Source organism: Streptomyces venezuelae, from assembly GCF_008642335.1.
Lineage (GTDB): Bacteria > Actinomycetota > Actinomycetes > Streptomycetales > Streptomycetaceae > Streptomyces > Streptomyces venezuelae_F.
The window spans coordinates 1,071,578-1,086,223 of record NZ_CP029191.1 but is presented as its reverse complement, the minus strand read 5'-3'; the positions used below and the strand labels follow the sequence as shown (position 1 = coordinate 1,086,223).

The window sequence follows — 14,646 nt, the reverse complement described above, 5'->3', positions numbered from 1 at the left end:
ACAAGCGTCTGCCGGCTACTCGCCGGACAGCACCGCCTGCGCGGCCTTGCGGGCCTCTTCCGCACTGTCGGCGGCACGCGCCGCCGACGCGGCACGCTCGCACTGAGCCAGCGTGTACTTGCCGAGCGTCGCACGCACGTAAGGAATGGACGCCGCACCCATCGACAGGGAGGTGACACCCAGACCGGTCAGCACACACGCGAGCAGCGGGTCGGAGGCCGCCTCGCCACACACGCCACAGCTCTTGCCCTCGGCGCTCGCCGCCTCCGCGGACAGCGCGACCAGGTCGAGCAGCGCGGGCTGCCACGGGTCCTGCAGCCGGGACACCGCGCCCACCTGCCGGTCGGCCGCGAACGCGTACTGAGCGAGGTCGTTGGTGCCCAGCGAGAGGAACTCGACCTCCTGCAGGATCGAGCGCGCCCGCAGCGCGGCCGAGGGGATCTCGACCATCGCACCGAACTTCGCCTGCAGCCCCGCCTCACGGCACGCGTCCGCGAACGCCTTGGCGTCGGCACGGTCGGCGACCATCGGCGCCATGACCTCGAGGTAGACGGGCAGACCCTCGGCGGCCTTGGCCAGCGCGGTCAGCTGCGTCCGCAGCACCTCGGGGTGGTCGAGCAGCGAGCGCAGCCCGCGCACACCGAGCGCCGGGTTCGGCTCGTCGGCGGGCGTCAGGAAGTCCAGCGGCTTGTCGGCACCCGCGTCCAGCACACGCACGACGACACGGCCCTCGGGGAAGGCCTCCAACACCTTGCGGTACGCCTCGACCTGCTTCTCCTCCGACGGCGCCTTCGTGCTGTCGTCGAGGAACAGGAACTCGGTACGGAAGAGGCCGACACCCTCGGCCCCCGCCTCGACGGCGGCCGGAACGTCGGCGGGACCGCCGACGTTGGCGAGGAGCGGCACCTTGTGCCCGTCGGACGTCGCACCCGGACCGGTCGACGCGGCCAGCGCGGCCTTGCGCTCGGCAGCGGCAGCCTCGAGCTGCTCCCGCTTCTCGGCACTCGGGTCCACGAAGATCTCACCGGTGCTGCCGTCCACGGCCACGACCGTGCCCTCGACGAGCTCACCGGCGCCCGGCAGCGCGACCACGGCCGGTACACCGAGCGCACGCGCGAGAATCGCGCTGTGGCTGGTCGGCCCGCCCTCCTCGGTGACGAAACCGAGCACCAGAGCGGGGTCGAGCAGCGCGGTGTCCGCGGGCGCGAGGTCACGCGCGATCAGCACGTACGGCTGGTCGCTGTCCGGCACACCCGGCATCGGGACGCCCAGCAGGCGCGCGACGATGCGGTTGCGCACGTCATCGAGGTCCGCCACTCGACCGGCCATGTACTCACCGGCACCGGCCAGCAGTTCGCGGTAGTGGGAGAACGCGTCGTAGACAGCGCGCTCGGCCGTGCTGCCGACGGTGATGCGCCGGTCGACGTCGGACATGAGCTCCGGGTCCTGAGCGATCATGGCCTGCGCCTCGAGCACCGCCTGGGCCTCGCCACCGGCCAGATTGCCGCGCGCATTCAGGTCGGCCGCCACAGCTTCCACGGCCTGGCGAGCACGCCCCTGTTCGCGCTCGGCCTCCTCCGCGGGAATCTGCTTGGCAGGCGGCTCGAGAACCGCCGTGCCCATGTGCCGGACCTCGCCGATCGCCACTCCGTGGCTGACACCGACGCCTCGCAGCGTTGTCTCCATTTCACCCGTCTCCGGTAGTGCGACGGGCCCAGCCGCCGCGGTGGTTGTCCTGCGTGCCGTCAGCGACGGCGTTGACGTCACTTCCAGCTGAAGAGAGCGTCGCCGGCCTTCACTTCGCCGTCCTCGACGAGGTCGGAGAGGGACTCGGCGGTGGCCTCGAGGGCCACGATCGGGCACACCGGGGACTTGCCGGCGGCCTCGACGGCCGACGGGTCCCAGCGCACCACGGCCTGGCCGCGCTGCACGGTGTCGCCCTTGTTGACGAGAAGCTCGAAGCCCTCGCCGTTGAGCTGGACGGTGTCGATACCGAGGTGCGTCAGCACGCCGTGACCCTGGTCGTCGACCACCACGAAGGCGTGGGGGTGAAGCGAGACGACGATGCCGTCCACGGGAGAGACGGCCTCGGAGGGCTCACGCGCGGGATCGATAGCCGTGCCGGGCCCGACCATGGCGCCTGAGAACACGGGATCCGGTACAGCAGAGAGCCCAATGGCACGTCCTGCGAGCGGGGACGAAACACTGGTCATGGCAAGCCTCCCAGGGGGTGGAGATTCATAGCCGCCGTCACTACCTGTCCTGGACGACGCACTGTTCAGAAGCGTAAGTCATAAGAAGTCCCGGTTCCGCACGAGTGGTCCCGGTTGGCGGGAGTAGAGGCAGTGCACAAGCGATTTGCGCCCGCCCGGAGCCCGATGTACAGTCGTACTCCTGCCTGGGGCTGTGGGACGCAAGCAAGCGTCCGGTCCCGGCGGCATCCTTCACATCAGATCCTATCCCTGGGTCCGGTTCCGCATGTCTGCGGTGACCGTGGTCAGAGAGTCGAATGAGACCTGATAAAGTCGGAGCCGCCGGAAAGGGAAACGCGAAAGCCGAAAGGCCGGAGCGAGAACCGGAAAGGCACCGAGGAAATCGGACACGAAAGAGTCTGATAGAGTCGGAAACGCAAGAACAAAAGAAACACCGAAGGGAAGCGCCCGGAGGAAAGCCCGAGAGGGTGAGTACAAAGGAAGCGTCCGTTCCTTGAGAACTCAACAGCGTGCCAAAAGTCAACGCCAGATATGTTGATAACCCCGGCTCACTTCGGTGAGTTGGAGGTTCCTTTGAAAAAACACAGCGAGGACGCTGTGAACGGACGGGATTATTCCTCCCGACCGTTCCGCTCTCGTGCTGTGTCACCGGATTACCGGTACACATTCACGGAGAGTTTGATCCTGGCTCAGGACGAACGCTGGCGGCGTGCTTAACACATGCAAGTCGAACGATGAACCACTTCGGTGGGGATTAGTGGCGAACGGGTGAGTAACACGTGGGCAATCTGCCCTTCACTCTGGGACAAGCCCTGGAAACGGGGTCTAATACCGGATAACACCGTCTCTCGCATGGGAGAGGGTTGAAAGCTCCGGCGGTGAAGGATGAGCCCGCGGCCTATCAGCTTGTTGGTGAGGTAGAAGCTCACCAAGGCGACGACGGGTAGCCGGCCTGAGAGGGCGACCGGCCACACTGGGACTGAGACACGGCCCAGACTCCTACGGGAGGCAGCAGTGGGGAATATTGCACAATGGGCGAAAGCCTGATGCAGCGACGCCGCGTGAGGGATGACGGCCTTCGGGTTGTAAACCTCTTTCAGCAGGGAAGAAGCGAAAGTGACGGTACCTGCAGAAGAAGCGCCGGCTAACTACGTGCCAGCAGCCGCGGTAATACGTAGGGCGCAAGCGTTGTCCGGAATTATTGGGCGTAAAGAGCTCGTAGGCGGCTTGTCACGTCGATTGTGAAAGCTCGGGGCTTAACCCCGAGTCTGCAGTCGATACGGGCTAGCTAGAGTGTGGTAGGGGAGATCGGAATTCCTGGTGTAGCGGTGAAATGCGCAGATATCAGGAGGAACACCGGTGGCGAAGGCGGATCTCTGGGCCATTACTGACGCTGAGGAGCGAAAGCGTGGGGAGCGAACAGGATTAGATACCCTGGTAGTCCACGCCGTAAACGGTGGGAACTAGGTGTTGGCGACATTCCACGTCGTCGGTGCCGCAGCTAACGCATTAAGTTCCCCGCCTGGGGAGTACGGCCGCAAGGCTAAAACTCAAAGGAATTGACGGGGGCCCGCACAAGCAGCGGAGCATGTGGCTTAATTCGACGCAACGCGAAGAACCTTACCAAGGCTTGACATACACCGGAAACGGCCAGAGATGGTCGCCCCCTTGTGGTCGGTGTACAGGTGGTGCATGGCTGTCGTCAGCTCGTGTCGTGAGATGTTGGGTTAAGTCCCGCAACGAGCGCAACCCTTGTTCTGTGTTGCCAGCATGCCCTTCGGGGTGATGGGGACTCACAGGAGACCGCCGGGGTCAACTCGGAGGAAGGTGGGGACGACGTCAAGTCATCATGCCCCTTATGTCTTGGGCTGCACACGTGCTACAATGGCCGATACAATGAGCTGCGATACCGTGAGGTGGAGCGAATCTCAAAAAGTCGGTCTCAGTTCGGATTGGGGTCTGCAACTCGACCCCATGAAGTTGGAGTTGCTAGTAATCGCAGATCAGCATTGCTGCGGTGAATACGTTCCCGGGCCTTGTACACACCGCCCGTCACGTCACGAAAGTCGGTAACACCCGAAGCCGGTGGCCCAACCCCTTGTGGGAGGGAGCTGTCGAAGGTGGGACTGGCGATTGGGACGAAGTCGTAACAAGGTAGCCGTACCGGAAGGTGCGGCTGGATCACCTCCTTTCTAAGGAGCACTTCTAGGCTGCTACGGCAGTCCAGAGGCCACTACGTCGGCACACGTTCGACGGTGGTTGCTCATGGGTGGAACGTTGACTACTCGGCCTGAATCTGGGCCGGAGGCTGCAAGTACTGCTCGCAAGAGTGTGGAAAGCACGATCTCCGGACAGGGTCCGGCCGGGCACGCTGTTGGGTATCTGAGGGTACGGGCTTGTTCCCGACCTCAATGCCGACCCCAGTGCACTCGGGCTACTGGTCCGGGGTGATGGGTGGTTGGTCGTTGTTTGAGAACTGCACAGTGGACGCGAGCATCTGTGGCCAAGTTTTTAAGGGCGCACGGTGGATGCCTTGGCACCAGGAACCGATGAAGGACGTGGGAGGCCACGATAGTCCCCGGGGAGTCGTCAACCAGGCTTTGATCCGGGGGTTTCCGAATGGGGAAACCCGGCAGTCGTCATGGGCTGTCACCCGCTGCTGAACACATAGGCAGTGTGGAGGGAACGCGGGGAAGTGAAACATCTCAGTACCCGCAGGAAGAGAAAACAACCGTGATTCCGGGAGTAGTGGCGAGCGAAACCGGATGAGGCCAAACCGTATGCGTGTGAGACCCGGCAGGGGTTGCGCATACGGGGTTGTGGGATCTCTCTTTCACAGTCTGCCGGCTGTGAGACGAGTCAGAAACCGTTGATGTAGACGAAGGACATGCGAAAGGTCCGGCGTAGAGGGTAAGACCCCCGTAGTCGAAACGTCAGCGGCTCGTTTGAGAGACACCCAAGTAGCACGGGGCCCGAGAAATCCCGTGTGAATCTGGCGGGACCACCCGTTAAGCCTAAATATTCCCTGGTGACCGATAGCGGATAGTACCGTGAGGGAATGGTGAAAAGTACCGCGGGAGCGGAGTGAAATAGTACCTGAAACCGTGTGCCTACAAGCCGTGGGAGCGTCGGGATGGAGCTTGCTCCATCCTCGTGACTGCGTGCCTTTTGAAGAATGAGCCTGCGAGTTTGCGGTGTGTTGCGAGGTTAACCCGTGTGGGGAAGCCGTAGCGAAAGCGAGTCCGAACAGGGCGATTCAGTAGCGCGCTCAAGACCCGAAGCGGAGTGATCTAGCCATGGGCAGGTTGAAGCGGCTGTAAGAGGTCGTGGAGGACCGAACCCACCAGGGTTGAAAACCTGGGGGATGACCTGTGGTTAGGGGTGAAAGGCCAATCAAACTCCGTGATAGCTGGTTCTCCCCGAAATGCATTTAGGTGCAGCGTCGTGTGTTTCTTGCCGGAGGTAGAGCACTGGATAGGCGATGGGCCCTACCGGGTTACTGACCTTAGCCAAACTCCGAATGCCGGTAAGTGAGAGCGCGGCAGTGAGACTGTGGGGGATAAGCTCCATGGTCGAGAGGGAAACAGCCCAGAGCATCGACTAAGGCCCCTAAGCGTACGCTAAGTGGGAAAGGATGTGGAGTCGCAGAGACAACCAGGAGGTTGGCTTAGAAGCAGCCACCCTTGAAAGAGTGCGTAATAGCTCACTGGTCTAGTGATTCCGCGCCGACAATGTAGCGGGGCTCAAGCGTACCGCCGAAGTCGTGTCATTCCAGCAATAAGCCCCAACGGGTGCTGGGATGGGTAGGGGAGCGTCGTGTGCCGGGTGAAGCTGCGCCGGAAGGCAGTGGTGGACGGTTCACGAGTGAGAATGCAGGCATGAGTAGCGATACATACGTGAGAAACGTGTGCGCCGATTGACTAAGGGTTCCTGGGTCAAGCTGATCTGCCCAGGGTAAGTCGGGACCTAAGGCGAGGCCGACAGGCGTAGTCGATGGATAACCGGTTGATATTCCGGTACCCGCTGTGAAGCGTCAAACATCGAATCAGGCGATGCTAAGTCCGTGAAGCCGCCCCGGAGCCTTCGGGCAAAGGGGAGTGGTGGAGCCGACGGACCAGACTTGTAGTAGGTGAGTGATGGGGTGACGCAGGAAGGTAGTCCAGCCCGGGCGGTGGTTGTCCCGGGGTAAGGGTGTAGGGCGCTGTCTAGGTAAATCCGGACAGCTTGTGCCTGAGACCTGATGCCGAGCCGATTGTGGTGAAGTGGATGATCCTATGCTGTCGAGAAAAGCCTCTAGCGAGTTTCATGGCGGCCCGTACCCTAAACCGACTCAGGTGGTCAGGTAGAGAATACCGAGGCGTTCGGGTGAACTATGGTTAAGGAACTCGGCAAAATGCCCCCGTAACTTCGGGAGAAGGGGGGCCATTCCTGGTGATGAGTCTTGCACTCTGAGCTGGGGGTGGCCGCAGAGACCAGCGAGAAGCGACTGTTTACTAAAAACACAGGTCCGTGCGAAGCCGTAAGGCGATGTATACGGACTGACGCCTGCCCGGTGCTGGAACGTTAAGGGGACCGGTTAGTGCGCTTTCGGGCGTGCGAAGCTGAGAACTTAAGCGCCAGTAAACGGCGGTGGTAACTATAACCATCCTAAGGTAGCGAAATTCCTTGTCGGGTAAGTTCCGACCTGCACGAATGGCGTAACGACTTCTCGACTGTCTCAACCATAGGCCCGGTGAAATTGCACTACGAGTAAAGATGCTCGTTTCGCGCAGAAGGACGGAAAGACCCCGGGACCTTTACTACAGTTTGATATTGGTGTTCGGTTCGGCTTGTGTAGGATAGGTGGGAGACTGTGAAGCGGGCACGCCAGTGTTCGTGGAGTCGACGTTGAAATACCACTCTGGTCGTGCTGGATGTCTAACCTCGGTCCGTGATCCGGATCAGGGACAGTGTCTGATGGGTAGTTTAACTGGGGCGGTTGCCTCCCAAAGGGTAACGGAGGCGCCCAAAGGTTCCCTCAGCCTGGTTGGTAATCAGGTGTTGAGTGTAAGTGCACAAGGGAGCTTGACTGTGAGACCGACGGGTCGAGCAGGGACGAAAGTCGGGACTAGTGATCCGGCGGTGGCTTGTGGAAGCGCCGTCGCTCAACGGATAAAAGGTACCCCGGGGATAACAGGCTGATCTTCCCCAAGAGTCCATATCGACGGGATGGTTTGGCACCTCGATGTCGGCTCGTCGCATCCTGGGGCTGGAGTCGGTCCCAAGGGTTGGGCTGTTCGCCCATTAAAGCGGTACGCGAGCTGGGTTTAGAACGTCGTGAGACAGTTCGGTCCCTATCCTCTGTGCGCGTAGGAATATTGAGAAGGGCTGTCCCTAGTACGAGAGGACCGGGACGGACGAACCTCTGGTGTGCCAGTTGTCCTGCCAAGGGCATGGCTGGTTGGCTACGTTCGGAAAGGATAACCGCTGAAAGCATCTAAGCGGGAAGCCTGCTTCGAGATGAGTATTCCCACCCCCTTTGAGGGGTTAAGGCTCCCAGTAGACGACTGGGTTGATAGGCCAGATCTGGAAGCCCGGTAACGGGTGGAGGTGACTGGTACTAATAGGCCGAGGGCTTGTCCTCAGTTGCTCGCGTCCACTGTGTTGGTTCTGAAACCACGAACAACCCCATGCAAGGTCACGCATGGTGCGGTTGACAGTTTCATAGTGTTTCGGTGGTCATAGCGTGAGGGAAACGCCCGGTTACATTCCGAACCCGGAAGCTAAGCCTCACAGCGCCGATGGTACTGCAGGGGGGACCCTGTGGGAGAGTAGGACGCCGCCGAACTTTTCTTATAGCTGTGGCCCCTGGAATCGATTCTTTCGATTCCAGGGGCCACGGCTTTTTTGTTTTCCGGACGCCCCTCGCACCCCTCTGCACCCCCGCAGTGCCGCTGAGGGTAAGGTCAGGAGGCATCATTGGCTCTTTTCACCACAGGAGGCCCCCGGGTGGAGGTCCAGGAGACGCGTGTCCAGACGGACCGTGTCCTCACCATCCCGAACATCCTCAGCATGGCGCGCCTCGCCGGCGTACCCCTCTTCCTGTGGCTGATCCTCAGGCCTGAGTTCGGGGGACCCAACAGCGACGGATGGGCGCTGCTGGTCCTGGCGCTGAGCGGAGTCAGTGACTACCTCGACGGCAAGCTCGCACGTCGCTGGAACCAGATCAGCAACCTGGGCCGCCTCCTCGACCCCGCCGCCGACCGGCTCTATATCCTCTCCACCCTGGTCGGACTCACCTGGCGGGAGATTCTCCCGCTCTGGCTGACCGCGGCACTGCTGCTGCGCGAGCTGGTCCTGCTGGTGATGGTCGGGATCCTCAGGCGCCACGGCTATCCGCCGCCGCAGGTGAACTTCCTGGGCAAGGCCGCCACCTTCAACCTGATGTACGCCTTTCCACTACTGCTCCTCAGTGATGGAAGCGGTCCGCTTGCCACACTCGCTGCTATTTTCGGATGGGCGTTCGCAGGTTGGGGTACAAGTCTGTACTGGTGGGCAGGGATCCTGTATGTGGTCCAGGTCCGCCGACTTGTCAAGGTGGACAAGCCAGCCGATTGAGCTCGCCGTTATGGGCGGTCGTAGAGGCTCGAAGGCTCTCATCCGAGCAATGATGGCAAGCCCATCCCGGTGAGCTCTGTCGGCTGGTTCGTCTCTAATGAGGAGGACGTTTCCGACATGAAGGCCGTCGTGATGGCCGGCGGTGAGGGCACCCGCCTTCGCCCCATGACCTCGAGCATGCCCAAGCCGCTCCTTCCCGTGGCCAACCGGCCGATCATGGAGCACGTGCTGCGCCTGCTGAAGAGGCATGGGCTCACCGAGACCGTAGTGACAGTGCAGTTCTTGGCGTCGCTCGTCAAGAACTACTTCGGCGACGGCGAAGAGCTGGGAATGGAGCTCACCTATGCCAACGAGGAAAAACCGCTCGGCACCGCGGGCAGTGTGAAGAACGCCGAGGAAGCGCTGAAGGACGACGCCTTCCTCGTGATCTCGGGTGACGCGCTCACCGACTTCGACCTCAGCGAGCTCATTTCCTTCCACAAGGAAAAGGGCGCGCTTGTCACCGTCTGTCTCACGCGCGTACCCAACCCGCTGGAATTCGGCATCACCATCGTCGACGAAGAAGGCAAGGTAGAGCGCTTCCTGGAGAAGCCGACCTGGGGGCAGGTCTTCTCCGACACGGTGAACACGGGCATCTACGTGATGGAACCCGAGGTATTCGACTACGTCGACCCCGACGTGCCGGTCGACTGGTCCGGGGACGTCTTCCCGCAGCTCATGAAGGAGGGCAAGCCGGTCTACGGCTACGTCGCCGAGGGCTACTGGGAGGACGTCGGCACGCACGAGAGCTACGTCAAGGCACAGGCCGACGTGCTCGAGGGCAAGGTCGACGTCGAACTCGACGGCTTCGAGATCTCACCCGGCGTATGGGTGGCCGAGGGAGCCGAGGTGCACCCCGACGCCGTGCTGCGTGGTCCGCTGTACGTCGGTGACTACGCCAAGATCGAAGCGGACGCCGAGATCCGTGAGCACACCGTCGTCGGCTCGAACGTCGTCGTGAAGAGCGGCGCGTTCCTGCACAAGGCCGTCGTGCACGACAACGTCTACATCGGCCCGCACAGCAACCTCCGCGGCTGTGTCGTCGGCAAGAACACCGACATCATGCGCGCCGCCAGAATCGAGGACGGCGCGGTCATCGGTGACGAGTGCCTGGTCGGTGAAGAATCGATCGTCCAGGGCAACGTCAGGGTGTACCCGTTCAAGACGATCGAGGCCGGCGCGTTCGTCAACACCTCGGTCATCTGGGAGTCCCGCGGTCAGGCCCATCTGTTCGGGGCGCGTGGCGTCTCCGGAATCCTGAACGTGGAGATCACGCCCGAGCTCGCCGTGCGGCTCGCGGGGGCGTACGCGACGACCCTGAAGAAGGGCTCCACCGTCACCACCGCGCGTGACCACTCGCGTGGTGCGCGTGCGCTGAAGCGTGCGGTGATCTCGGCGCTGCAGGCCAGCGCCATCGACGTACGGGACCTGGAGAACGTGCCGCTGCCGGTCGCGCGGCAGCAGACGGCCCGGGGCAGCGCCGGCGGAATCATGATCCGGACGACGCCCGGTGTGCCGGACTCCGTCGACATCATGTTCTTCGACGGGAACGGCGCCGACCTCTCGCAGGGGAGCCAGCGCAAGCTCGACCGGGTCTACGCGCGCCAGGAGTACCGGCGGGCCTTCCCGGGTGAGATCGGTGACCTGCACTTCCCGTCCAGCGTCTTCGACTCGTACACAGGGTCGCTGCTGCGGAACGTGGACACGACCGGCGTCGCCGATTCGGGGCTGAAGGTCGTCGTCGACGCGTCCAACGGAAGCGCCGGACTCGTACTGCCGAGCCTGCTCGGAAAGCTCGGGGTGGACGCGCTGACGATCAACCCGGGGCTCGACGAGTCGCGGCCCACCGAGACGGCGGACGCCCGCAGGTCCGGGCTCGTACGGCTCGGGGAGATCGTGGCGTCCGCGCGGGCCGCCTTCGGCGTGCGGTTCGACCCCGTGGGCGAGCGTCTCTCGCTCGTGGACGAGAAGGGACGGATCGTCGAGGACGACCGGGCGCTCCTGGTCATGCTCGACCTGGTGGCCGCCGAGCGGCGCAGCGGGCGGGTGGCGCTGCCGGTGACCACGACGCGTATCGCCGAGCAGGTCGCCGCGTACCACGGCACGCAGGTGGACTGGACGACGACGTCGCCCGACGACCTGACGAGGGTCGGGCGGGGTGACTCGACCATCTTCGGCGGTGACGGGCGCGGCGGGTTCATCGTGCCCGAGTTCAGCGGTGTCTTCGACGGAACCGCCGCATTCGTACGGCTTGTCGGTCTCGTCGCGCGGACGCAGCTCACACTGAGTCAGATCGACGCGCGGATCCCGCGGGCGCATGTGCTGAAGCGTGATCTCGCGACGCCGTGGGCGGTCAAGGGGCTCGTGATGCGGCGTGTGGTCGAGGCCGCCGGCGACCGGTCCGTGGACACCACCGACGGTGTGCGGGTCGTGGAGGCCGACGGGCGTTGGGTGCTCGTGCTGCCCGACCCGGCCGAGGCGGTCACGCATCTGTGGGCCGAGGGGCCCGACGACGCGTCCGCGCAGGCGCTGCTCGACGAGTGGTCCACGGTGGTGGACAGCGCAGGTCGCTGACCTTCCCGGGCGCCGGGCGGCAGCCGCAACAGGTGCTGCCCGGCGCGCCGGTGGGGCCATTCGGAGGTAACGCCCGCGACGTGCGACGATGTGCGGCATGCCGCAGCAGCCCCCCGTTCGGAGCACCTCCTCGCGCCCCCGGCGCCCGGACGCCTCCATGTCGCTGCTCACCACCGTCATGGACCACAGTCTGGACGAGGGTTACGCGGAGGCGGCGGCCCGGAAGAAGGCCAGAGGGGACAGTGGTGTCCCGCGCCCGCTGCGGGCCAAACTCGGGCTCGCGGCCGGTCTGGTGCTGGCCGCGCTCGTGGTCACCGTGGGCGCCGCGCAGGCGCGCATAGAGGCACCTGTAGTGGCCAAGGAGCGCGAGGAGCTCATCGACCGCGTCGAAGAGGCGACGGCGGGCGCCGACGCACTCGAGGACGACGTGGACAAACTCCGTGACGACGTCGGAGAGCGGCAGGAAGCCGCGCTGAAGAAGCACGGCGGCAGCCAGGGCGAGTTGGTGGGGCTCCTCTCCGGCGCCACGGAAGTCCACGGACCCGGCGTGAAGCTCGTCGTGGACGACAAGAAGCAGGCCGAACAGGGCGGCGGCGGCCCGCGCGAGAGCAACGGGTTCTCCGACACGGGACGTGTACGTGACCGGGACATGCAGCGTGTCGTCAACGGCCTGTGGCAGTCCGGCGCCGAAGCGATTTCCATCAACGACCAGCGTCTGACCGCGCTGTCGGCGATCAGGGCCGCGGGTGACGCGATACTGGTCGACAACCGGCCGCTGGTGCCGCCGTATACGGTGCTCGCGGTGGGGGACGGGAAACGCTTGAGCACCCGGTTCCAGAACAGCCCCGACGGTCAGTACCTGCATGCTCTGCAGGAGAACTTCGGCATCCGGACCAGCATCTCCGTGTCGGACGAGCTCCGGCTCCCGGCAGCGCCGAGCGTGACCGTACGAACAGCAGAGCCGAAGGCAGGAAAGGGCACATCGTGATCGCCGTACTGGGCCTCGTCGTGGGAGTCGTGGCCGGATTGTTGGTTCGGCCCGAGGTTCCGGCGGTGGTCGAGCCGTACCTGCCGATCGCCGTGGTCGCGGCTCTCGACGCCGTGTTCGGAGGGCTGCGGGCCATGCTCGACGGCATCTTCGACGACAAGGTGTTCGTGGTGTCGTTCCTGTCGAACGTGGTGGTGGCCGCGCTCATCGTGTTCCTGGGCGACAAGCTGGGCGTAGGCGCCCAGCTCTCCACCGGTGTGGTGGTCGTCCTCGGCATCCGGATCTTCTCCAACGCCGCGGCGATCCGCCGGCACGTCTTCAGGGCGTGACGCCGATGAGTGCCGACGAGAGCCCCGACTACAACAGGCGCAAGGAACTCCCCGCGGAGGTCCCCCATGCGCCGGGCACACCCGCGCCCGAGACGGCCGCGCCCGAGCCGCAGGAACCACCGCAGCTCACCGGCCGTCAGAGGCTGGCACAGGGCCTGTGGCCGCCCCGCGTGACCCGGCCCCAACTCATCGTCGCCCTGCTGCTGTTCGTGCTCGGCCTCGGCCTGGCGATCCAGGTGCGGTCCAACAACGACAGCAGTGCGCTCCGCGGCGCACGGCAAGAAGATCTCGTACGCATCCTCGATGAACTGGATGACCGAACTGAGCGTCTGGAAGAGGAGAAGCGGCGCCTCGAAGAGCAGCGGACCGGGTTGGAGAACAGCTCGGACCAGGCAGAAGAGGCCCGCAAGCAGACGGTCGAGCGGGAACGGCAACTGGGCATCCTGGCAGGCACGGTGGCGGCCCAGGGGCCCGGTATCCAGCTGACCATCGAGGACACGAAGGGGGCGATCGAGGCGGACATGCTGCTCGACGCCATTCAGCAGCTGCGCGCCGCGGGTGCGGAGGCCATCCAGATCAACGACGTGCGCGTCGTCGCCGACACGTATCTGTCGGACGCCGGAGGCGGTGGTGTCCGTGTGGACGGCCGCAAGGTCGGTGAGCCGTACCTCTTCAAGGTGATCGGCAAGCCGCAGGATCTGGAACCTGCGCTGAACATCCCGGGAGGCGTGGTGCAGACTCTGGAGAAGGAGCAGGCCACGGTCACCGTGGAACGCTCGGAGAAGATCGTTGTGGACGCCTTGCGACCTGCGAAGCGGCCTGACTACGCTCGGTCGTCCTCCCAGTGACGGGCGGACGCATGAGCGTCGTCGGGCGGGGGCATGAGGTTGCGGGGGGTCGGCGCACCAGAACTACGGTGCGTGGTGGAAACTGTTTGGTGGTCACGGACGTTGTGAGGATGTCTGGCTCACCGACGAATGCCGGTGTGTGCAATCAGGGTTCGTCCTGCCCCACGGGCGGGTCTGTTTCGGTCAAGGGGAATCGCCCGTGAAGTTGTTTGCGAAGTTGTTCGGTAAGAGCGCACGTGAGGACAGCGGCAATCCGGCCACTGCCCGGCACCGTGCCCCGCGCCATGGAGATGGTGAGGAGCAGGGCGCCGGTCGCCCGATGTTCCGCGATCAGGTCGCTGGTCCAGGTGGTGACAATTCGGGCGGACAGGGCGCGTCATCTGTTGACCCTGCCGGTCCCGGCCGCATAGGTTTCGGGGAACCTTCAACCTCAAGTACGGGTGGAGGGTTCGCCCCCGGCCCGTACGGATCGAATGCCCCCGCGGGGCAGCCACGGCAGGAGGACCCGTCCATGGCCCTGGTGTGTACGAGGTGCGGGAACCGCAACGCCGAGGCGAGCCGGTTCTGCTCCAACTGCGGTGCGCCGCTGCGGGCCGGAGCCACTCCGGAGCGTGCGTCCGAGACCACCTCGACGATCTCCATCTCGGGCCTGGAGGCCTACGACGCCGAGGCGACGGGCCAGAATCCGTCTCCCGCGCTCTCCCCGGAGGCGCAGGCGGCCGTCGACGCCCTGCCGCTCGGCTCGGCGCTCCTCGTGGTGCGCCGCGGTCCGAACTCGGGCAGCCGCTTCCTGCTGGACGGCGAGCTGACCACGGCCGGCCGTCACCCGCAGAGCGACATCTTCCTCGACGACGTGACCGTGTCGCGTCGCCACGTGGAGTTCCGTCGGGTCCAGGACGGTTCCTTCACCGTCGCGGACGTGGGCAGCCTCAACGGCACGTACGTCAACCGGGAGCGGATCGACTCGGTCTCGCTCTCGAACGGCGACGAGGTGCAGATCGGCAAGTACCGACTGGTCTTCTACGCGAGCCAGCGGGCCGTCGGCCTCTGACCCACCC

At 64.2% G+C, this 14,646-nt stretch carries 8 protein-coding genes and 3 rRNA genes; 9 read left to right on the top strand and 2 right to left on the bottom strand.

Features of this window, described 5'->3' with window-relative positions:
- Window positions 1-15: 15 nt before the first annotated feature.
- Both ptsP and DEJ49_RS04735 read right to left on the bottom strand, forming a co-directional pair.
- Window positions 16-1,686, bottom strand: coding sequence for a phosphoenolpyruvate--protein phosphotransferase (gene ptsP, locus DEJ49_RS04740; protein ID WP_150182669.1), 1,671 nt, complete (start codon window positions 1,684-1,686; stop codon window positions 16-18).
- 77 nt (window positions 1,687-1,763) lie between these two features.
- Entirely contained in the window at window positions 1,764-2,213 is a 450-nt protein-coding gene (locus tag DEJ49_RS04735) for a PTS glucose transporter subunit IIA (protein WP_150182667.1), read from the bottom strand.
- A gap of 666 nt (window positions 2,214-2,879) precedes the next feature.
- Here DEJ49_RS04735 and DEJ49_RS04725 point away from each other — a divergent pair.
- The 9 genes from DEJ49_RS04725 to DEJ49_RS04685 all read left to right on the top strand — a co-directional run bounded on the left by DEJ49_RS04725 (window position 2,880) and on the right by DEJ49_RS04685 (window position 14,639).
- Window positions 2,880-4,405, top strand: a 16S ribosomal RNA gene (locus tag DEJ49_RS04725).
- Between the two features lie 309 nt (window positions 4,406-4,714).
- Window positions 4,715-7,836: ribosomal RNA gene (locus DEJ49_RS04720) — 23S ribosomal RNA — on the top strand.
- A gap of 87 nt (window positions 7,837-7,923) precedes the next feature.
- Window positions 7,924-8,040 (top strand): 5S ribosomal RNA (gene rrf / locus DEJ49_RS04715).
- Together the 16S, 23S and 5S rRNA genes form the textbook arrangement of a ribosomal RNA operon.
- Window positions 8,041-8,201: 161 nt before the next feature.
- A complete protein-coding gene (locus tag DEJ49_RS04710; RefSeq protein WP_150182665.1) occupies window positions 8,202-8,810 on the top strand; it encodes a CDP-alcohol phosphatidyltransferase family protein in 609 nt (202 codons plus the stop codon).
- A gap of 117 nt (window positions 8,811-8,927) precedes the next feature.
- Complete coding sequence (locus DEJ49_RS04705) at window positions 8,928-11,423, top strand: mannose-1-phosphate guanyltransferase (protein WP_150182664.1); 2,496 nt, start codon at window positions 8,928-8,930, stop codon at window positions 11,421-11,423.
- Between the two features lie 88 nt (window positions 11,424-11,511).
- Window positions 11,512-12,411 (top strand): DUF881 domain-containing protein, encoded by a 900-nt coding sequence (locus tag DEJ49_RS04700; RefSeq protein ID WP_150182662.1) that lies wholly within the window; start codon window positions 11,512-11,514, stop codon window positions 12,409-12,411.
- Window positions 12,408-12,740 carry a small basic family protein gene (locus DEJ49_RS04695; RefSeq protein WP_003988855.1) on the top strand — a complete coding sequence of 111 codons (333 nt, stop codon included), beginning with the start codon at window positions 12,408-12,410 and terminating at the stop codon, window positions 12,738-12,740. Before DEJ49_RS04700 ends, DEJ49_RS04695 begins: the two co-directional genes overlap by 4 nt.
- A 5-nt stretch (window positions 12,741-12,745) precedes the next feature.
- Window positions 12,746-13,588, top strand: a complete 843-nt coding sequence (locus DEJ49_RS04690; protein WP_150182661.1) for a DUF881 domain-containing protein — start codon at window positions 12,746-12,748, stop codon at window positions 13,586-13,588.
- Window positions 13,589-13,670: 82 nt separating this feature from the next.
- On the top strand, window positions 13,671-14,639 hold the full coding sequence (locus DEJ49_RS04685; RefSeq protein WP_150182659.1) for an FHA domain-containing protein: 969 nt from the start codon (window positions 13,671-13,673) through the stop codon (window positions 14,637-14,639).
- Window positions 14,640-14,646 lie beyond the last annotated feature (7 nt).

Coding starts and splice junctions, on each gene's coding strand:
- ptsP (WP_150182669.1), bottom strand. CDS start 1,686: ATGGAGACAACGCTGCGAGGCGTCGGTGTCAGCCACGGAGTGGCGATC.
- DEJ49_RS04735 (WP_150182667.1), bottom strand. CDS start 2,213: ATGACCAGTGTTTCGTCCCCGCTCGCAGGACGTGCCATTGGGCTCTCT.
- DEJ49_RS04705 (WP_150182664.1), top strand. CDS start 8,928: ATGAAGGCCGTCGTGATGGCCGGCGGTGAGGGCACCCGCCTTCGCCCC.
- DEJ49_RS04700 (WP_150182662.1), top strand. CDS start 11,512: ATGTGCGGCATGCCGCAGCAGCCCCCCGTTCGGAGCACCTCCTCGCGC.
- DEJ49_RS04690 (WP_150182661.1), top strand. CDS start 12,746: ATGAGTGCCGACGAGAGCCCCGACTACAACAGGCGCAAGGAACTCCCC.